The organism is Variovorax gracilis, assembly GCF_030317115.1.
Lineage (GTDB): Bacteria > Pseudomonadota > Gammaproteobacteria > Burkholderiales > Burkholderiaceae_C > Variovorax > Variovorax gracilis.
The window spans coordinates 56,493-74,983 of sequence record NZ_JASZYF010000018.1; the positions used below are offsets into that span (position 1 = coordinate 56,493).

General features: G+C 65.4%; 14 protein-coding genes. 7 read left to right on the forward strand and 7 right to left on the reverse strand.

What is annotated here, in order from left to right; genetic code table 11:
* Positions 1 to 19 precede the first annotated feature (19 nt).
* Together QTH97_RS25830 and QTH97_RS25835 are read left to right on the forward strand one after the other, a co-directional pair.
* A complete protein-coding gene (locus tag QTH97_RS25830) occupies positions 20 to 1,378 on the forward strand; it encodes an amidohydrolase family protein (RefSeq protein WP_286571366.1) in 1,359 nt (452 codons plus the stop codon).
* Positions 1,379 to 1,444: 66 nt separating this feature from the next.
* Positions 1,445 to 1,933, forward strand: a complete 489-nt coding sequence (locus QTH97_RS25835; RefSeq protein WP_286571367.1) for a RidA family protein — start codon at positions 1,445 to 1,447, stop codon at positions 1,931 to 1,933.
* Between the two features lie 12 nt (positions 1,934 to 1,945).
* Here the strand turns inward: QTH97_RS25835 and QTH97_RS25840 are convergent, their stop codons facing one another.
* Positions 1,946 to 2,848, reverse strand: coding sequence for a LysR family transcriptional regulator (locus QTH97_RS25840; protein WP_286571368.1), 903 nt, complete (start codon positions 2,846 to 2,848; stop codon positions 1,946 to 1,948).
* A 98-nt stretch (positions 2,849 to 2,946) separates the two neighbouring features.
* Here QTH97_RS25840 and QTH97_RS25845 point away from each other — a divergent pair, with 98 nt between their 5' ends.
* Entirely contained in the window at positions 2,947 to 3,963 is a 1,017-nt protein-coding gene (locus QTH97_RS25845; RefSeq protein WP_286571369.1) for a LysR substrate-binding domain-containing protein, read from the forward strand.
* 105 nt (positions 3,964 to 4,068) lie between these two features.
* Complete coding sequence (locus tag QTH97_RS25850; protein WP_286571370.1) at positions 4,069 to 5,163, forward strand: porin; 1,095 nt, start codon at positions 4,069 to 4,071, stop codon at positions 5,161 to 5,163.
* Here QTH97_RS25850 and QTH97_RS25855 read toward each other — a convergent pair.
* Together QTH97_RS25855 and QTH97_RS25860 are read right to left on the reverse strand one after the other, a co-directional pair.
* Positions 5,114 to 5,611 (reverse strand): gamma-glutamylcyclotransferase family protein, encoded by a 498-nt coding sequence (locus tag QTH97_RS25855; protein ID WP_286571371.1) that lies wholly within the window; start codon positions 5,609 to 5,611, stop codon positions 5,114 to 5,116. The two genes, QTH97_RS25850 and QTH97_RS25855, sit on opposite strands and share 50 nt — an antisense overlap.
* Before the next feature lie 218 nt (positions 5,612 to 5,829).
* Complete coding sequence (locus tag QTH97_RS25860) at positions 5,830 to 10,659, reverse strand: NAD-glutamate dehydrogenase (protein WP_286571372.1); 4,830 nt, start codon at positions 10,657 to 10,659, stop codon at positions 5,830 to 5,832.
* 230 nt (positions 10,660 to 10,889) lie between these two features.
* Between QTH97_RS25860 and QTH97_RS25865 the strand changes: the two genes are divergently transcribed.
* Positions 10,890 to 11,495, forward strand: coding sequence for a DUF938 domain-containing protein (locus tag QTH97_RS25865; protein WP_286571406.1), 606 nt, complete (start codon positions 10,890 to 10,892; stop codon positions 11,493 to 11,495).
* Here the strand turns inward: QTH97_RS25865 and QTH97_RS25870 are convergent.
* Positions 11,492 to 11,677 carry a hypothetical protein gene (locus tag QTH97_RS25870; protein ID WP_286571373.1) on the reverse strand — a complete coding sequence of 62 codons (186 nt, stop codon included), beginning with the start codon at positions 11,675 to 11,677 and terminating at the stop codon, positions 11,492 to 11,494. The genes QTH97_RS25865 and QTH97_RS25870 overlap by 4 nt on opposite strands.
* A 614-nt stretch (positions 11,678 to 12,291) precedes the next feature.
* Between QTH97_RS25870 and QTH97_RS25875 the strand changes: the two genes are divergently transcribed.
* A complete protein-coding gene (locus tag QTH97_RS25875; protein ID WP_286571374.1) occupies positions 12,292 to 13,887 on the forward strand; it encodes an alpha/beta hydrolase in 1,596 nt (531 codons plus the stop codon).
* Positions 13,888 to 14,098: 211 nt separating this feature from the next.
* On the opposite strand, the gene QTH97_RS25880 is transcribed toward QTH97_RS25875, so the two are convergent.
* Complete coding sequence (locus QTH97_RS25880; RefSeq protein WP_444813471.1) at positions 14,099 to 14,266, reverse strand: hypothetical protein; 168 nt, start codon at positions 14,264 to 14,266, stop codon at positions 14,099 to 14,101.
* Positions 14,267 to 14,566: 300 nt separating this feature from the next.
* Between QTH97_RS25880 and QTH97_RS25885 the strand changes: the two genes are divergently transcribed.
* Positions 14,567 to 15,292 (forward strand): transposase, encoded by a 726-nt coding sequence (locus QTH97_RS25885; RefSeq protein WP_286571407.1) that lies wholly within the window; start codon positions 14,567 to 14,569, stop codon positions 15,290 to 15,292.
* A gap of 174 nt (positions 15,293 to 15,466) precedes the next feature.
* Here QTH97_RS25885 and QTH97_RS25890 read toward each other — a convergent pair whose 3' ends face one another.
* The gene (locus QTH97_RS25890; RefSeq protein WP_286571375.1) at positions 15,467 to 16,840 is read right to left on the reverse strand and encodes an aminotransferase class V-fold PLP-dependent enzyme; all 1,374 of its coding nucleotides are present in this window, start codon (positions 16,838 to 16,840) and stop codon (positions 15,467 to 15,469) included.
* A gap of 8 nt (positions 16,841 to 16,848) precedes the next feature.
* The gene (locus QTH97_RS25895; protein ID WP_286571376.1) at positions 16,849 to 18,456 is read right to left on the reverse strand and encodes an AMP-binding protein; all 1,608 of its coding nucleotides are present in this window, start codon (positions 18,454 to 18,456) and stop codon (positions 16,849 to 16,851) included.
* Positions 18,457 to 18,491: the final 35 nt, after the last annotated feature.

Genomic DNA, 18,491 nt, shown 5'->3' on the forward strand with positions numbered 1-18,491 from the left:
CGCGGAGGAAAAGAATTCAATGAACACCACAGCGCAATTGGCGCAGCGGGGCAACCCTGCGCGCGAGCTTCCCTCACGTGGGGAATTCATCATCCGCGGCGGGCATGTGCTCACGATGGATCCGTCGCTTGGCGATCTCGCGGATGCCGACGTCCACGTTCGGGACGGCGCCATCGTTGCCGTGGGCGCTGGCCTGCACGCGCCTGATGCAACGACGATCGACGCGCGCCACGCGATCGTGATGCCGGGCTTCGTCGATACGCATTGGCACCTGTGGAACAGCTCGCTGCGAGCCCTCGTCCGCGGCGATGATGGAGAGAACGGCTACTTCCCGGTGACGTTGCGCCTTGGGCCGCTGTTCACGCCCGAAGATTCCTACCGGTCGGTGCGCCTGGGCCTGGCCGAAGGACTGGCGTCCGGCATCACGACGGTCCACAACTGGTCGCACAACACGCGCTCGCCGGCGCATGCCGACGCCGAGTTGCGTGCGCTGCATGACACGGGGGTTCGGGCACGCTTCGCCTACGGCTGGGGACAGGAATTGCCCTTGAACCGGATGATGGATCTCCATGACCTCGCACGCGTGCAGCGCGACGGCCTGCCCGCTGGCGGCCTGCTGAGTCTGGGTGCCGCTGTCCGCACGCCCGTGACGAACCCGCGCGGCGCCGTGCCGATCGAAGTGATCGCCGCCGAGTTCGAGGGCATTCGGTCCCTTGGCCTTCCGATCACCATGCATGCGCGACCGGGCGTCGTCTCGGTGCTCGACCAGCATGGCCTGCTCGGCCCGGACTTGCAACTGGTGCATCCACAGGGAATCTCCGTCGACGAGCGAAAGCTCCTGGCCGCAAAGCGCACGACGATGTCCTGCTCGCCGGTCATCGAACTGCTCTATGCGCAGGCCACGCGCGGCGAGATCCAGTTCCAGGAACTGCAGGAGCATGGCGTACTTCAAAGCCTGTCCGTCGACAGTTCCGCGGCTTCGGCCAATGCGGACTTCTTCAACTGCATGCGGGCGCTGCTGTGGTCGCACAAGCAACGCTTCGGCAGCCGCATTCCCCTATCGCCCCGGCGCCTGCTGGAACTCGCCACCCTCGACGGCGCGAGAGACCTCGGTATCTCCGACCGCGTGGGCTCGCTGACGCCCGGAAAGCGGGCCGACGTCATCCTGGTGCGTAGCACCGACCTGAATATCGGGCCCGTCATCGACCCGGCATTCGCCCTCGTGTATTCCGCCCAGCCGTCCAACGTCGACACCGTGATGGTCGATGGCCGTGTGCTGGTGCGCCGCGGGCAGTTCACTGCGCTGGATGGCGAGCAGGTCATGCGGGAAGCCGGCGAGTCGGTGCGCGGCCTCAGCGCGCGCGCGAACGCAGGCTGACACCAACGTCCCCGATCCAAACCAGGCAACGGCATTCCGCCGAGCCGCAACAGAAGGAAATTCCAGATGAAACGTTCGATTCTCATGGCTGCTTTCGCAGTCGCCACTGCATTCGCGACGGTATCGCATGCGGCGGACTTCATGGAGCAGGGCGAGCGGATCAAGGGCCGGTCCTATTCGCCGGCGGTGGTTACCGAGGGCGGCCGCATCGTCTGGCTGGCCGGCGAGACCACCACCGTCGATCTCGACGGCAAGGACATCAAGGGTGACTTCGAAGCGCAGGCCCGGACCATCTTCGCCCTGCTCGAGCAGACGCTCAAGCGCGCCGGCGGCAGTCTCAAGGACATCGTGACCATGACGGTCTACCTGACCGACGCACGCAATGGCGGCACCTTCTCGAAGGTGCGCGGCGAGATGTTCCCGGACCGCAACTTCCCGGCCAGTGCGCAGATCACCGTGTCCAACCTCGCCGTGCCCGGCATGCAGATCGAGATCCAGGCGGTCGCAGCGATCGGCGACAAATGCTCGAAGACCAGCGCATGTATTCCGCGTTGAACGCGATACGCACTAGCTCTGCAGCGTCTTGCAGCGGGCTGCAAGACAGTCGCGAAATGCCGCCGCACCCGGTGACAGCGAGCGGCCGGATCGGTTAATCAGCTCGATGTTGCGATGGACGACTGGATCGTGAAGAACGCGGAAGCGTGTCCGACTGGACCTCAGCAGCGAACCGACATAGGCAGGCACCACGGTGATGCCCAATCCCGCGTCTGCGAGCCCGACCGCGGTGCCGAGATGACCCACTTCGAACCGCGGCTTCATCGAGCTCCCGGCCTCGTGGAACAGGGGGTCGGTCAGTGTCCGAAATCCGCTCGAGTGCGACATCGCGATCATCGGCTGATCGGCGATGTCGGCCCAGGTGAGGTTGCGCCGGCGCTTCGCCAGCGGCCAGGCAGCAGGCACCATCGCACCGAGCGAGTGGCGCAGCATCGGCACCCGTTGCAGGTCGACCTCCACGTTGGGGAACACGCCAAAGCCGAGGTCCACCTCGCCGCCTTGCACCGCGCGGAGGATCTGCTCGGTGGGCCAATCGGCCAAGCGCACCGAGATCCCCGGATGCGCCGCCTGGAATTCCGCAATGGTCTCCGGCATGAAGGAAGCCGCCAGCAGCGGCGTCGTGGCGACCGTGATGTGCCCGCGGCGCTTCATCACGAGGTCTTGCGTGTTGGCGATGGTCTGCTCGACATCCGCAACGATCCGCTCCGCATTGACGAGGAACTCGCTGCCCGCATCGGTCAACGAGATCCGCCGTGTCGTGCGGTCCACGAGTTGCACGCCAAGCTGCGTTTCGAGCTCGCGCACCAGGAGGCTCGTCGCGGACTGGGTCAGGTGCAGCTTGCGCGCGGCGGCGGTGAAGCCCCCGCTGCGTACCACTTCGATGAAGGCGCGCAACTGGCGCAATGTGATGTTCATCCGATTTTCTGCTGGATCCATATGATTGATTCGCTTGTAGCATGGACCGCGGCGGGCAGCAATCTGAAGCGTCCTTCCGTCGATGCGGGTGCTGTCCCGTGACGGCATCGATCGCCAGGCATTCGCGTCTGTCGCTCGCGCGGAGGCTGCGCCTGCAGCAGCTTGCGATCTTCGAGAAGGTGGTGGAGGCGGGCTCCATCCTGGCGGCGTCGCGCGAACTCGCGATGACGCAGCCGGCCGTGAGCAAATCCATCCACGAGCTCGAGCAGCAACTCGATGGCGTGCTCTTCGTTCGCAGCAAGCGAGGTGTCGTGCTGACGGAATTCGGCGGGCTCTTCCAGCGACACACGAAGATCCTGATGGGCGAACTCCGTTATCTGGCGGAAGACCTCAATGCGTGGCAGGCAGGCACCGCCGGCCAGGTGATCGTGGGCTCGCTCATCGCGGCGTCTGCAACGCTGTTGCCGGCGTCGATCATGCGACTGCGGGAACTCGTCCCCGATGTTGTCGTCACCGTGCGAGTGGGTCCGAATTCGACCCTCTTTCCCGCCTTGGCGCGAGGCGAGCTGGACGTGGTGGTCGGGGCGCTGCCGCACACGGATCCTGCGCTGCTGCGCGAGGACACGGAACGTGCGCACTTGCAGCATGTCGCCCTCTACGAGGAGGCGCTGCGTGTGGTGGTCGGCAGCCAGCATCCTCTGGCGCGGCGACGCCAGCTCGCCCTGTCGGACCTGCACCAACTCGAATGGATCGTGCCAACGCAGGACTCTGCGGCGCACGCTTCGGTGAGATCCTTTTTCGAGAAGGAGGGATTGGCGATGCCGCGACGCCTCGTCGAATCCGTCTCGATCCTTACCAACCTTGGGCTGGTCTCAGGCGGGTCGATGGTCGCGCTGATGCCGCAGTCGGCGGCCGAACGCTTCGCGAAAGCCGGCCTGCTGGCCATCCTTCCGCTGGAGAGCCTGGCGCCTTTCAGCAGCGTGGGCTACACGGTCCGCGCGGATCGGGCACCGAGTGCAGCGACCGAGAGGTTCCTTGCAGCACTGCGCGATGTGGGCAAGCGGCGTGACATGGTGCCGGAACTGCAGTCTTGTATTCCCGCGAGCTATGCCTGAGGCGGAACTAATCATTATTCAAGAGGAGATCGGCTACCTAGACTTCTTCGTATGCCTGTTGAAGGCTGCCCGAAGGGCCTTCAACGCCATCTCAATCACGACTGAATGTTCATCTTGAAACTCAACCTTTGCCCCACCTTGGCTGCCCTCGTTGTGATCACTGCATGCGGCACTGCCGCTGCACAGTCATCAGTCACGCTTTTCGGTGTTCTCGATGCCGCAGTCAGTCACTACGACAATGGCATCTTGAGTCAAACGGTATTGAGCAACTCCAATCTGTACAACAGCCGGCTGGGCTTTCGCGGGACCGAGGATCTGGGGGGCGGGATGTCCGCTTCCTTCTGGCTCGAAGGTGCGCTGACCAACGACGACGGCAATGCGGGTGGATTCAACCTCATGCGTCGTTCCACCGTCAGCCTCGGCGGCATCTGGGGCGAACTGCGCCTGGGGCGTGACTTCACGCCGACCTTCTGGAACGAGGCGGTGTTCGATCCCTTCGGGGCCGTCGGCGTAGGCGCACTCATCATGTCTCCGGCGCGCAGCAGCAGCACTGCGCCTGGCCGCGCACCGTGGGTGGTGGGATTTGGCGCCAACAATCCGTACTACATCCGGGCGAGCAACACGGTCGGCTACTTCCTGCCACCGAACCTCGGCGGCTTCTATGGCCAGCTTCAGTACGCGCTGGACGAACAGGTGACGCCGGGCAACAACCAGGGCAGATTCCTGTCCGGGCGGATGGGTTACGCCAAGGGCGCTCTCAACACGGCGCTGTCGGTCGGCAGGACCACCGGCTCCAATCCGGCCAGCGCGGCGGCTCCCGATATTTCGACACTCAACCTGGGCGCGTCGTACGACTTCGGATTCGCCAAGCTGTCCGGCGAGTATTCGCGCGAGAAGTACGAGAGGGTCACGGCGAGCAATACCAGCGAGGGCTACATGCTGGGTGTGAACATCCCTGTCGGCGTCGGCTATTTCGTGGCTGCCTACTCGCGCGTGAAGATCGATCTGCCGAGTTCACCGACTGCTGACAAGGCCGCCGTGGGTTACGTGCACAACCTTTCGAGGCGAACGGCGCTGTATGCCACCTACGCTCGCCTGGACAACAAGGATGGCTCGCTGCTGGGCGTGTCGACCACCATTGCCGGAACGGTCAACGCGACTGCGACCGGCTATGACCTGGGCATTCGCCATTCGTTCTGACGCAGGTGGACTCGGCCCACTTCGCCTCTCGACTGCGGTAGAGCGCGGCGTGTTCGCGCGTGTATTCCTGCAATGGTCCAAGCAGGGCAACTGCCAAGGCGAATTGCTCTCGAGACTTGATGTATGCGTGCACGCGATATGTCGCCCCTCGGGGATCATCCGGCGCCTCGACGTCAAGCATCACGCGTCGGTATCCCTCCGGCTCCGTGATTTGCTCCAGTTCGTCCATTGCTGCCAGTGTCGCCTCATCGACTTCAAATACCTGACCGATAACTCGTTCACCTTCGCCCGGAGCATCTACGAGCCAGGGTGAGAAGCGTTCACCTACGAGGTACAGCGGATAGCGCTCGACGGTCATGAAGTCTCCCGCAACTCGCGCGCCCTTGTTGGTCGGGAAGTTGGGGAAGCCTTCCTTCAGCGTTCCGAAAACGAAGACATGTTGCGACATGGGGGTTGATGCGACTCTGATTACAACCATGAAGGGTAGCGGAATGTCCGCAACGGGGCGATCGCCGTGGCGGCGGCATCGGCAACGCGGGAGGCGACGCTCTGCGATTGCTGCGCCGGACGGCGAAGGGGAGGTGAGGCAATGCACATGTCCACGCTCTCAGGGGGCTTCTGGTCGCCATCGACCTGCCCGATAGGCGCCGGACCACCATCAAGACCCTATGCCAAGGCCCGCAGTTCCCGCAATGCAACGGACAACATCGAGGCATCGGGCGCCGGCACCGCACGTAGCTCGCCCATCAACGCTGCCGCGCGTTCGAGAGACCGGCCATTCGTGGCGTGCCATGCCTCGACGAGTGCCGCCGGCGATTCGATTTCGTCGCCGCCGGCAAGCACCGCGCCGGTGATCGAACGCTGCAGGCTCGACAGATCGTCGAGCATCGCGCCCTTCGCAAGCATCTGCCAGTGCTGGTCCCCGGGGAGTGCAGCGATGCGCTCGCGCAGCCACGGCATGCCGATACGGTTCGCGAGGTCGAAGTAGATGGCCGCCACGAGCGCCACCGGCCACCTGGCGCTGCCGGCGATCTCGGCGATGTCGAGCGTCGCATACAACGAGTCGAAAGTGACGACATGCTCGGCCAGTTCGCGCGGCACGCCGCCGGCCACATAGTGCGAGACTGCGGTGTCGACGCGGGCACGCTCGTCGGGGGCCAGCAGTTCGGTCAACTGTGCCGACAGCACCTCGACGTTCGGCGTGAAGTGCGCGATGGTCGATTCCATGTCCTCGTTCAGGCGCCGCGAGCGCAGGAACCACTTGGTGCCACGCTCCAGTTGCCGGCTGGTGTCGATCAGCAGTCTCGACTGCACGGCGTCGTCAATGCGGTTGTCGAGCGCTTCGATGGACAGCCACAGCGGCACCATGCCGAAGATCTCGCGGCTCATCAGATAGGCCCGCACGACCTCGAACGCACGGGCGCCGGTGGTCTCGACCAGACGATGCACGAAGGTGCTGCCGACGCGGTTGATGGCGCTGTTGGTGACGTGCGTCGCAATGATCTCGCGCCGCAGCGGATGCCGGGGCATGTAGGCCGCGAACTTCTCGCTCAGCAGCTTCGGGAAGTAGCGCTCGAGCGCCGTTGCAACCCAGCGGTCATCGGGCAGCGGCGAGGCCAGCAGTTCGTCGTAGAGCCAGATCTTGCTGTAGGCGAGCAGTACCGCGCGCTCGGGACTGGTCAGGCCCTGGCTCTTGGCGCGGCGCTCGGCCAGTTCCTCGTCGGACGGCAGGTACTCAATCGCACGATTCAACCGCCCGGCCTTCTCGAGGTACTGCATGAACCGGGTCTGCGCATCGAGCAGTTGTGGCGCGATGCGCCCTGTGACCGACAGCACCTGCGTCTGGAAGATGTTGTCGCGCAGCACCAGCGCCGCCACGTCGTCGGTCATCTCCGGCAGGAGCGCATTGCGTTGCTTCTCGGTGAGCTCGCCTTCGGTGATGGGCAGGCCGACCAGGATCTTGATGTTGACCTCGTGATCCGAAGTGTCCACGCCAGCCGAGTTGTCGATCGCGTCGGTGTTGATGCGCCCGCCCGCCAGCGCGAATTCGATCCGGCCCAATTGCGTGCAGCCGAGGTTGCCGCCTTCGGCGAAGACCTTGCAGCGCAACTCCCCGCCGTTGACGCGCAGGGCGTCGTTGGCACGGTCGCCTACCTGCGCGTGGCTCTCGCTCGCGGCCTTCACGTAGGTGCCGATGCCGCCGTTGTAGATCAGGTCGACCGGGGCCTTGAGGATGGCATTGACCAATTCGGTCGGCGTGAGCGCATCGGCGGTGATGTCGAGCACCTGCTTCAGCTGCGCCGTGATAGGGATCGACTTGGCGCTGCGCGCATGGATTCCACCGCCCTCGGAGATCAGCGCCGCGTCGTAGTCGGCCCACGAGGAGCGCGGCAGCTCGAACAGGCGCCGGCGCTCGGCAAGGCTCTTCGCCACGTCGGGATTCGGGTCGATAAAGACGTGCCGATGGTCGAATGCCGCAACCAGCCGGATGTGCGGCGACAACAACATGCCGTTGCCGAACACGTCGCCCGACATGTCGCCGATGCCAGCAACCGTGAAGTCGGTCGTCTGCGTGTCGATGCCCATCTCGCGGAAGTGACGCTTCACCGATTCCCAGGCGCCGCGCGCGGTGATGCCCATGGCCTTGTGGTCGTAGCCCACCGAGCCGCCGGAGGCAAACGCGTCGCCGAGCCAGAAGCCGTATTCCTTGCTGATGCCGTTGGCGAAGTCGCTGAAAGTGGCAGTGCCCTTGTCGGCGGCGACCACGAGGTAGGGATCGTCATCGTCGTGGCGCTGGACCTGCGGCGGAGGCACGATCGCATCGCCGACTCGGTTGTCCGTGATGTCGAGCAGGCCGCGCAGGTAATCCTGGTAGCAGGCCACGCCTTCGCGCAGGTACGCATCGCGCTCGTTCGCCGCGGGCGCGCGCTTGAGCACGAAGCCGCCCTTGGAGCCCACGGGCACGATCACGGTGTTCTTCACCATCTGCGCTTTCACGAGGCCCAGCACCTCGGTGCGGAAGTCTTCCGGCCGGTCCGACCAGCGCAGTCCCCCGCGTGCGACCCGACCGCCGCGCAGGTGCACACCCTCGAAGCGCGTCGAGTACACGAAGATCTCGAACATCGGCTTGGGCGCCGGCAAGTCGGGTACCTTCGAGGAATCGAACTTGAACGACAGGAAGTTCCGTTGCCGGCCCGCGGCATCGCGACGCCAGTAGTTGGTGCGCGTGGTGGCCAGGATCAGGGCGAGGTATTGCCGCAGCACTCGATCTTCCGACAGGTTGGCTACGTTTTCGAGCATGTCTTCGATCTCGCGCACCTTCTCGCCGGCCGGCGTGTCGGTGCCGGCAGCCGGCGCGGGATCAAAGCGCAGCTTGAACAGTTCGACGAGCGCGCGCGCAATCGGCGCGTTCGCCACGAGCGTGCTCTCCATGAACGGTTGCGACAATGCGAAGCCGATTTGCCGCATGTACTTCGCGTAAGCGCGAAGCACGACGATCTCGTGCGCGGGCAGACGCGCTGCGAGCACCAGGCGGTTGAAGTCGTCGTTCTCGACTTCGCCGGCGAGGACGGCGGCGAACGCTTCCTCGAACACCGGCCGCAGCGCGTCGACCTCGAGCTCGGCATCGCCCAGCGCGCTGCGCAATCCGAAATCATGGACCCAGACCGGCGACGCGCCCCGCGGTGCGAGCCGGTACGGGTGCTCGTCGAGCACCTTCATGCCGAGGTGTTCGAGCATCGGCAGGCTGGTCGAAAGGATGAGCGGTTCGCCGCGTCGCAGCACCTTGAAGCGCAGCGTCCCCGGGGCCGCCTCGAGCGGCCGGTAGAGGTTCATGCCGAGCGGTTTGACGTCGCTCAGCCGCTCCATCAGCTCGATGTCGTGCACGGCGGCGCGCGCCGCGAAATCGTCGCGGTAGCCGGCCGGGAATGCACCGCCCAGTTGGCGCAGCAACTCGCTGCCGCGCGCTTCGCCGGTCGCCTCGATCAGCGCCGACTTCAGGTCGTCGTCCCAGCGGCGGGCGGCGGTGACCAGGCGCTGCTCGAGTTCGCGCACGTCGAACGGCGGGATATTGCCGGGCCGGGTGCGCACCGTGATCTGGATCAAGGCCAGGACCGATTCCGACAGGTGCACGTTGAACTCGGAACTGGTGCCGTTGAACGCCTGCACCAGGATCGCCTGCCACTTTTCGCGCAGTTCGGTCGTGTAGTTCTCGCGGGGCGCGTAGAGCATGCACGCCAGGAAGCGCTCGAAAGGATCGCGCCGCACGAACAGGCGGAAGCGCTGGCGCTCTCCCAGGTGGAGGATGCCCATGGAGGTGGACAGCAGCTCGTTGGTGCCGGTCTGGAACAGCTCGTCGCGCGGATAGGTCTCGAGAATGTTGACCAGCGCCTTGCCCGAGTGGCTGCCGCTCGCGAGGCCGGCGCGCGCGATCACTTCGGCCACCTTGCGCCGCAGCATGGGAATGTCGGCCGAACGGGCGCTGTACGCCGTGGAGGTGAAGAGGCCGAGGAAGCGGTCCTCGCCGGAGACCTGGCCATCGGCGTCGAAGCGCTTGACGGCGATGTAGTCGAGGTAGCCGGGGCGGTGCACTGTGGAGCGCGAGGTCGACTTGGTGACCACGAGCAATTCGCGCCGGCGTGCGTTGGCGCGTACCTCCGGTGGCAGCGCCGCGAAGGCGGCGGTCGGGTCCTTGATCATCTCGCGCAGGATGCCAAGGCTCGAATCCGGCACAACCTTGAGCTCGTCGTGGCCGTCGACCTTCACCAGCTCGTGGCTGCGGTGCCCGAGGAATGTGAAGTGATCATCAGCCAGCCAGCGCAGGAAAGCCTGGCCCTCGGCGAGTTCCTGCGGCGGGATCGGCGGCGCGCGCTCGTCGAGGCCCCGCACGATGTCCAGGACGCGCTCCTTCATCGCCTTCCAGTCGGCCACGGCCAGCCGCACGTCGCCGAGCACGCGTGCCAGGTCGGCGGCCAGCGTCTCGAGCCGAGCCGCTTCGGCCACGCGGTCCACCTCGACATGGATGAACGATTCACGGCGCGCGTCGGGCGAGGGCATTTCAGTCGCCAGGCCTTGCAGCGTGCCTTGGCCGTCGCGGATCACTGCCACCAGCGGATGGACGATCAGGTGCAAGGTGAGTCCATGGCGATTGACTTCCGTCGTCACCGAATCGACCAGGAACGGCATGTCGTCATTGACGATCTCGATGATGGTGTGCGTCGATTGCCAGCCCTGCTCCGCGATCGTCGGGTTGAACACGCGCAGCCGGGCGCGTCCTGGCACGCGTTTGCGCGCGAAGCCCCAATGCGACAGCGCGGCACCATACAGGTCGGCGATCTGGCGGTCGGCCAGGTCTTCGGGGTCCACTTGGCCAAAGTACTGCCGGACGAACGCGGCGAGCAGATCCGCCTGTTCCGGGGTGACCTTGGCGCGGATCAGGTCGACGACTTCGTCCAGGCGTTCGCCTGGGCGTCCAGCCTCGGATGCATCGGTTTCCATGCTTGCCTCCTGATCGGCGTGTGTCCAGCCACTGTGGAAGCGACTGGGCGGAAAAGCAAGGGATCTGGTGCACGCCAAGGCCGGGCGAGGTCCGCTACCCACGCGCGGATTGCGGCTACGACAAGCTGCTGGCCTGCAGCTGCAAGCGGCGCGGGCTTTGCCTATCAGGGATACTCCTAGCGAGACAGAATCTTTCTTGCGAGGCCGAAATGCAAGATCACACGCCCTGGATGCCCGGTGACGATAGTGCGGATCGCAAGCATGCGCCGGCTACCTTGCGCAACCGCGGGCCGATCGCCGAGGTGTTGCAAGGGGAATTGCCGGTCACCGGCAAAGTGCTCGAAGTGGCGAGCGGATCGGGCGAGCATTGCGCTTTCTTCGCGCAGCTTTTCCCCGGCCAGGTCTGGCAACCGACCGATCCGGACTCAGGTGCGCTCGGCTCCATCGCAAGCTGGTGCGCGGGACTCGACAACGTCTTGCCGCCGCTCGCGCTCGACGCCACGTCGGCGGATTGGCCCGTCCATGCCGCCGATGCGGTGCTGTGCATCAACATGGCGCATATCAGCCCGTGGGAAGCGACACTCGGGCTGGTCGCAGGCGCGGAGCGGCTGCTGGTCAAGGGCGCGCCGCTGATCCTCTATGGCCCGTGGCGCCGCGAGGGCGTGAAGACCGCGCCTTCGAACGAAGTTTTCGACGCTTCGCTCAAAACGCGCAATCCGCTCTGGGGGCTGCGGCGGGTAGAGGATCTCGACACCGCCGCCGATGCGCGCGGCTTCGCACGCTCGCGGCTGGTCGAGATGCCGGCGAACAATTTGATGCTGATCTATCGCCGCTAGCACGGCATGTCGAACGTCGCTTCGCGCTCGCGGTGCAGGCTGTAGAGGCCGCTGGCGACGATGGTCGGCGCGCCTGTCCAGGTCGAGAAGTCGGCGGCACACCGACAGCAGGCAGCCGTAGAGCGTCGCCAGGTCAGCGACGAATAATCCATCGTCACCACCGCGAGCAGCGCGTCCGGCACCGTGCCGCCGATCGCGAGGATCCCAAAACGTTTCTCGCCGGAGCTTCCGCAACCTGGCGGTCACGCGCCTGTGGGCAACGCTCCGCTGACCGGCCGCTTTCGCTGCTGCCTAGGAGCCGCACGACGGGTGCTCTTGGAGGGCAGGGTTGGGCCCATCAGCGACCTTCAACCCCGCGCCTTAAGCGTCGGCTTTGCGGTTGCAGCAGGCATCAGGCTTGAGACAGGCAAGTCGAAGTCGTTCACCGGCCCATCGTGTGACGCCCTTTGGCTTGCTTGGGGTGCGCAGCGGCGGAGCACGCAGCCGCAGAGGCTGCCGCTGCGCGGCGCTCATCGACCGAGGCGTTTAGAAACTTCGACGCCGCAAGCTCTAACGGCCTTCGCCTGGGTAACCGTGCAGACATAGTCGAGAAGCGAGCGCGCACGCCAAAACCCTAAAGGACTGCTTCAACGACATCTACGCCCGGATCGAGATCATCAGCCACCAGCAACTGGTGGCACGCCTATCGGCCGATCGGCCGTTCGCCCTCGGCTGATCGGCCGTCGGCCTTCTCCGAGGCCACATCCCCCCCTGCAGTGGGGTCCGGGGCGCGTCGATTCCAACTACCTTTGGAGGCATGAACTGCCTCGCTCTCGCAACACGACTCTCGGCCCTGCTGCTGCCCTGCAGCTTGAGGGCGAGCCCGATAGCCGGCCACGCGGACGAGTTTGGCGGCTTGTACGTTCCGCCGGCGCGGTACGGGGTCAGCACTGCTGAACGCAGTGTCTTCTATACCGACGCCGCGCAATTGCCGCGGGAGGTCAAGCTCTTGATCTGGCAGCCGCTGGGTGCCCTGCTGCCGATGCCGGCAATGCTCTGGTCGCATGGCGGCGCCGACGGCAAGCGCCGTGCCGCGACCTGCATGGTCGAGTGGAGCGAAACCACGGCGCGCGCCGGCTACTACACCATCAGCATCGCGCACGCGCACGCGCACCGCGAGTTGGGCAGCCGCCATTTGCTGTGCGACGTGCCGGGCATTGCACACGATGCCACCTGCAAGGTCTTCAGATACCTCAACCGGGACCGGCCGCACCACATCCGCGCGGTGCTTGATGAAGTGGTGCGGCTGGGCGCGGGCACGCCGGGTGGCCAGGTCGACCCGAACCACATCGCGGTCGGCGGCCATTCGGCCGGCGCCGGCGGCGCGCTGACGGTGGCCGCTGCCAATCGCGTTTTTGTCGGCGCGCCGATGCAGATTGCCGCCGCCCGGCCGATCGCCTTTCTCGCGTTCTCGCGGCAACAGCCGGGCAGCGAAGGCTTCTTCGACACGCGCTTCCAGAAAGAGCGCCACTCCTGGACCGACGTGCACCGCCCGGTGCTCAGCGCCACCGGCGACGGCGACAGCACCTGCGATCCCGGATCCGAGCCCGGCAGCTGCATCGGCGACACGTCCTTCAGCCGCCGCATCCCCTTCCAGTGCACGCCCGTCGAGCGGCAACAAATACCACCTGTACCTGGACAGCGCCAGCGCTTTCCACACCCTGTTCGAGCTGAAGGCGGCGAGGTGCTCGCAACCGCAGGTAGACCCGACGGGCTGAAACGAGGCGGTGCGCTGGTTGTCGTCGGCTTGCCTCGCTGCAGAGCAACCGCATCGAACAAGCCAGTGGCCGAGTCGCCGAGTGGCAGCGCAAATGAGCAAGCAGGATCGTCGCGGCCGGCGTCGATCTCTGCTTCACAGCAGCCGGCCGAATCTTCGCCATTCAAGGAGAACTTCATGACTTTTTTCAATAACATCTGCACCACTCGTTGCCGCAAGCTGGCCGCACTTGCCGGCGTGCTGGCGCTGTGCTTGGGTGCCACGTCGCCGGCCCTTGCGGTTCCGCCTTGCAAGATTGACGTGTTTGTGAAGAACGAGCAGAGCGCCTCGATCAAAGTGCTGAGGTTCAAGTACTGGGTCAAGGACAAACCCGGGGACCACATCGAATCGCTGTCCAACAAGCGCCTGGCGCCGGGAGAGACGGCAGAGTGGCCGAACCAGGCGCTGCGCCAAGCGGGCGAAGGCAACCTGATCACCAACACCTGGGTGGAATACAAGCGGGACACCAGCGGGGTCGGCAGCCCGATTGGCGATCCCTACGGGCCGCCGGAATGGTCGAAACCCTTCCCGCATTCCTCCACCTACGTCTGCCTCAACGACCGCAACTACTGGCTCGCGGCCAGACAAGACGACTGACACGCAACGTGTCGGCGCTGCTTGAACGACCGCAACGACAGGCTCGCGGTCAGGCGGCCCACCGCAGCGCCGCGACTGAGCGCTGCGGTGGCGGGGTCGCCGGATGGCAGCGCCAATGAATAAGCCCAGGTGGTTCATCGCCGGAAATGATCTGGGTGCCCAAGTATGCCCGGCAGTAGGGCTCGGTCAATCCGAACGGCAGCGCGAAGGTTCATGGCGAACGCTTTTGCCATTCGTCGTCATCAAGCACGGCAAAGCCGCCGGCCGGTGCCGAAGAGCCCCCAGCCACATGGACCACGATGTCAACGCCATCGAACTGTTCCTCGACCGCGCGTGCAACCTCGTCGCAGCCGGCGGAAGTGGACAGGTCTGCGGCCACGAAGGCTGCCTTCCCATGGTCCGCAGGCGCTGCGCGGGCGCAACTTCACCCCAGGCAAGGTCGACCGGCTCGAGCGCGAGTTGGAGCAACGCATCCAGCACTACCTGGATGCCCTCGAAAACAACGGACCGTGTTCAGGCGGCAGATTTGCCCGCCAGGACCGAGCAGAGCCAAGCCAAGCTTCAAAAGCTGCGCCAGAAGCTGCGCGGTCTCCAGGCCGTTCGTGAGCAACTGGAGCAGACACCCGATCAGCAACTGTCACTGACCGATCCGGATTCGCGTGCGACGACCACGCACAGCATGAAGGGCACCGCGCTGGTGGGCTACAACGTGCAGACTGTGGTCGATGCCAGGCACCACCTCATCGTGGCGCACGAAGTGACCGCAACCGGCAGCGATCGAGCGCAACTGAGCAAGATGGCCAAGGCCGCCCGAGAGGCCATGGATAGCAAGCGGCTCAATGTGGTGGCCGACCGCGGCTACTACGGAGGTCCGGAGCTCAAGGCATGCGCGGACGCCGGCCTCAAGGCCTACGTACCCAAGGTGATGACTTCCAACTCGGCCGCCCAGGGTCGATTCAGCAAGCATGACTTCATCTACATCGCCCGCGACGATGAGGATCAATGCCCTGCAGGAGAGCGCGCGATCCATCGGTTCGCCAGGGAAGAAGGTGGTCTCTTGATCCATCTGTACTGGACAAGTGCATGCTCCAACTGCCTGATCAAAAATCGGTGCACGACCAGCAGCTATCGTCGGATCTGGCGATGGGAGCACGAAGAGGTCGTAGAAGCAGCAGAACGGCGCCTGGCGCGCAACCCTGAGATGATGAAGCTGCGCAAGCGCCCGTGGAGCACATTTTCGGCACGCTCAAGCACTGGATGGGTTCAGCTGCACTTCCTGACACGCGGCAGCGAGAACGTCGCAACCGAGATGAGCTTGAATGTGTTGGCCTACAACATGAAGCGCGTGATCACTCTGCTCGGGATTGGCAGAACCATAAAGGCAATGCGGCTTGCTGGGGCGTAAGCCCCTTCTTCTGGCTTCACGACCCCGGCCTCGGAGCGCCGGCACAGCCAGCTACCAGCGTGCTCCGTGGTTCAGCCATGGAGTGCACTGCGCATCTCGACCACACCAGGCTGCAAACTGCTGGATCGAGCGCGTTTCTACACAGTCTTGCTGCGTACCAGACGTTGCTGGAATTCATTGCCGGTACCCCGAAGAGACGATGTCGGCCAGCGCGTCGACTACATGGTCGACTTCGTCGAAGGTGTTGTAGAAGTAGAAGCTTAGGCGACAACTGGCGCGAACGTCGAGCGCCAGATGCGCGAGCGTCGCGCAGTGGCAACCCGCGCGTGCTTCGATTCCGGCGTCGTTGAATGCGCGCGCCAGATCGAACGGATCGTGCCCGGCCACGTTGAAGGCGACGAGCGCGCTGCGGCGTGCCGCCTCGCGCGGGCCATGGATCGTGATGCCCTCGATGGCGCCGAGCCGCTCGAGTGCTCTCGCAGTCAGTCGTCGGCACCATGTCGACACCCGCCGCATGGCGAACTCGACGTCCCGACGCTCGATGGACCTGTCGCTGTCGAAGTAGCAGGCTTGCCCCGCCGGCGAAGCCAGATCGAGCAGCAGGCGCAGCGCTTTCGCCGAAACGATAGAGCCCAGGACGTTCGGCGTGCCGGCCGCATACTTCCAAGGCAGCGCGTTGTAGCTCACGGTGCCTTCGAACACCCGCCCCTCGGCAACCATGTCGCCTCCATAGAGGAAGGGCAAGGACGCCTCCAGCAGATGCTCCTTGGCGACCAGCACACCCACGCCGAAGGGCGCCAGCATCTTGTGAAAAGAGAACGACAAATAGTCGACATCGAGCGCCTGCACGTCGATGAAGCTGCCCGGCACCAGTTGCGCCCCGTCGATCAACAGATATGAACGGCGCTCCCCGTCCGGCTGCACGTAGCCGCTCGCATCCGCGATCGCGCGCACCGCTGCGAGCGGATTGAGGGTTCCCAGAAAGTTCGACGCGCCGGTGCAGCACACGAGTTTGGTACGCGCGTCGACCAGCGACGCGAGATGGTCCAGGTCAAGCGCCCCGCTGGCCGGATCGAAGCGCGCCAACCGCAACGTCACGCGGCGCCCGAATTTCGGCAGGATCTCGTGGCACATTGCGTGCCAGGGCACGAAGTTCGAGTTGTGTTCCATCTGCGTCGCGACGACGTTGTCACCATCGCGAAACTCCGTGAGCAGCGAGTACATGACGGTGTTGTGCGCCTCGGTCACGTTGCGCACCAGCACGATGTTGTTGCGGCTGCGCGCGCCGACGAAGCGCGCAATGTCGTCGTATGCCGCTTCGAAAAGCCTGGTCGTTTGCTGCGATGCGCTGGACTGTCCGCGATGCACGTTCTCGTACTGCGGCGCCAGCGTGGTGTAGAGCGCGAGCAACTCGCGCGGCGGCTGGGTGCTGGCGGCGTTGTTGGTTGCGATGCGACCCGCCTGGGGAAACAGGAAATGCTGTCGGATCGAGTCGACGTGCCACCCGTCGAGCGACACGGCATCGATGCTTCGCAAGGTGGGGCTCATCGCCCGGCTCATGACATCCCCACGCTTTCCATGCGTTCGGCATCGCGCGCCCGCAGCACGCGGCGCAGCGGTTTGCCCGCGGGGTTCCTGGGGATCGTGTCCACCCGCACCACGTCAGCCAGCCGCTTGTGCGACGCCACGCGCTCCGCAAACCAAGCTTTGAGCGTTTCCGCATCGAGCTCGCTGCGCGGCACGACCCAGGCCACGGGCAACTCGCCTGTGTGTTCATCGGGTCGGCCGATGACGGCCGCATCGGCGATCGCGGGGTGCGTCATCAGCAACGCTTCAAGTTCTGCGGGTGCCACCGATTCGCCGTTCACCTTGATGAGTTCCTTGAGCCGGTCGGTGATGAAGACGAAGCCGTCCGCGTCGATCCGGCCGAGGTCACCGGTGCGGATCCAGCCGTCCGCCGTGAGTGTTGCCGCCGTGGATTGCGGGTTGCCGAGGTAGCCGGAAAAAAGTTGCGGGCCTCGGAACCACAGTTCGCCGGCTTCTCCGCGCGGCAGGTCGCGACCCGTGGCCGGGTCGACCACCCGCGCCTGCGTGCCCGGTACCACCTGCCCGACCGAGCCGGGACGCAGTGCGCCGCGCGTATCCGCCAGCGTCAGCACCGCCCCCACTTCGGTCATGCCGTAGCCCTGCACCGTCGGGCACTTCAGGCGCGCGCAGACGCGGTCTTCCAGCGCTGCGCCCATGGGGGCGCCGCCCGAACCGACCAGTCGCAGCGAGGACAGATCGAAGGTGCTAACCATCGGGTGTCCGGCCAGGAACTGCATGACGGGCGGGACGGCGATGAGGTGCGTCACGCGCCGGCTGGCAATGGCGGAAAGAAAGGCCTCGGGCTCGAAGCGCGGCAGCGTCACGAGCGTGCCGCCCGCGGCCAGGCCGGACAGCGTGGCCAGCACGAAACCCATGGCATGGAACATCGGCAGGAAGGCGAGCGACACCATGCCCTGCGGCCATTCGCTGCCCTGCACGATCTGGCAGACGTTGGCCACGATGGTTCGGTGCGTGAGCATCACGCCCTTGGGCAGGCCGGTCGTGCCCGAGGAAAAAGGCAGGAGTGCCAGCGTGTCAGGATCGGCTGGCGCGAGCGGCTCGGGCCCGGTGCTTGCCAGCAGGTCCGCCAGCGAGAGCGCGTCACCCGCCTCGCCCGCCTCTGAAAGGCCCGCGACGATGAAGTGCTCGCAGCCTGTTTGCCCCGCGGCTCGGCGCACCGTGTCGAGCAGCGGCGGCACGGTGAAGGCAAAGCGCGCCTGGGAATCGCGCAGCTGTTGCGCCAGTTCGGCCACGGTGTAGCCTGGATTGGCACCGCTCACGCACCCGCCCGCCGCCATGGCGCCCAGCGCGACGATGACCCATTCCGGGCTGTTGGGGCTGCAGATCAGCAGCGTGTCGCCGGGACTGAATCCTTGCGCAGCCAGTCCCGCGGCCGCGCGACCGATCTGCTCGTCCAGCGCCGCGCAGGTGAGGGTGCGCCCGGTGGGGGCGTCGATCATGGCGAGGGCGTCCGGCCTGCGCCGGATGGCCTCGCGAATGAACTGGGGCACGGTCGCGGAGGGCAAGGCGCGGGCCAATTTGGGGCCCTCGACAATGGTGGAGTCGGTGTTCGACATGCTTCACTCCTTCAGGTGGACGGACGCTACGCAGA

What these genes read in the sequence shown, in the direction of transcription:
- QTH97_RS25830 (WP_286571366.1), top strand. Translation starts at nt 20, where the DNA reads ATGAACACCACAGCGCAATTGGCGCAGCGGGGCAACCCTGCGCGCGAG.
- QTH97_RS25835 (WP_286571367.1), top strand. Translation starts at nt 1,445, where the DNA reads ATGAAACGTTCGATTCTCATGGCTGCTTTCGCAGTCGCCACTGCATTC.
- QTH97_RS25840 (WP_286571368.1), bottom strand. Translation starts at nt 2,848, where the DNA reads ATGAACATCACATTGCGCCAGTTGCGCGCCTTCATCGAAGTGGTACGC.
- QTH97_RS25850 (WP_286571370.1), top strand. Translation starts at nt 4,069, where the DNA reads ATGTTCATCTTGAAACTCAACCTTTGCCCCACCTTGGCTGCCCTCGTT.
- QTH97_RS25855 (WP_286571371.1), bottom strand. Translation starts at nt 5,611, where the DNA reads ATGTCGCAACATGTCTTCGTTTTCGGAACGCTGAAGGAAGGCTTCCCC.
- QTH97_RS25860 (WP_286571372.1), bottom strand. Translation starts at nt 10,659, where the DNA reads ATGGAAACCGATGCATCCGAGGCTGGACGCCCAGGCGAACGCCTGGAC.
- QTH97_RS25865 (WP_286571406.1), top strand. Translation starts at nt 10,890, where the DNA reads ATGCCCGGTGACGATAGTGCGGATCGCAAGCATGCGCCGGCTACCTTG.
- QTH97_RS25875 (WP_286571374.1), top strand. Translation starts at nt 12,292, where the DNA reads ATGAACTGCCTCGCTCTCGCAACACGACTCTCGGCCCTGCTGCTGCCC.
- QTH97_RS25885 (WP_286571407.1), top strand. Translation starts at nt 14,567, where the DNA reads ATGAAGGGCACCGCGCTGGTGGGCTACAACGTGCAGACTGTGGTCGAT.
- QTH97_RS25890 (WP_286571375.1), bottom strand. Translation starts at nt 16,840, where the DNA reads ATGAGCCCCACCTTGCGAAGCATCGATGCCGTGTCGCTCGACGGGTGG.
- QTH97_RS25895 (WP_286571376.1), bottom strand. Translation starts at nt 18,456, where the DNA reads ATGTCGAACACCGACTCCACCATTGTCGAGGGCCCCAAATTGGCCCGC.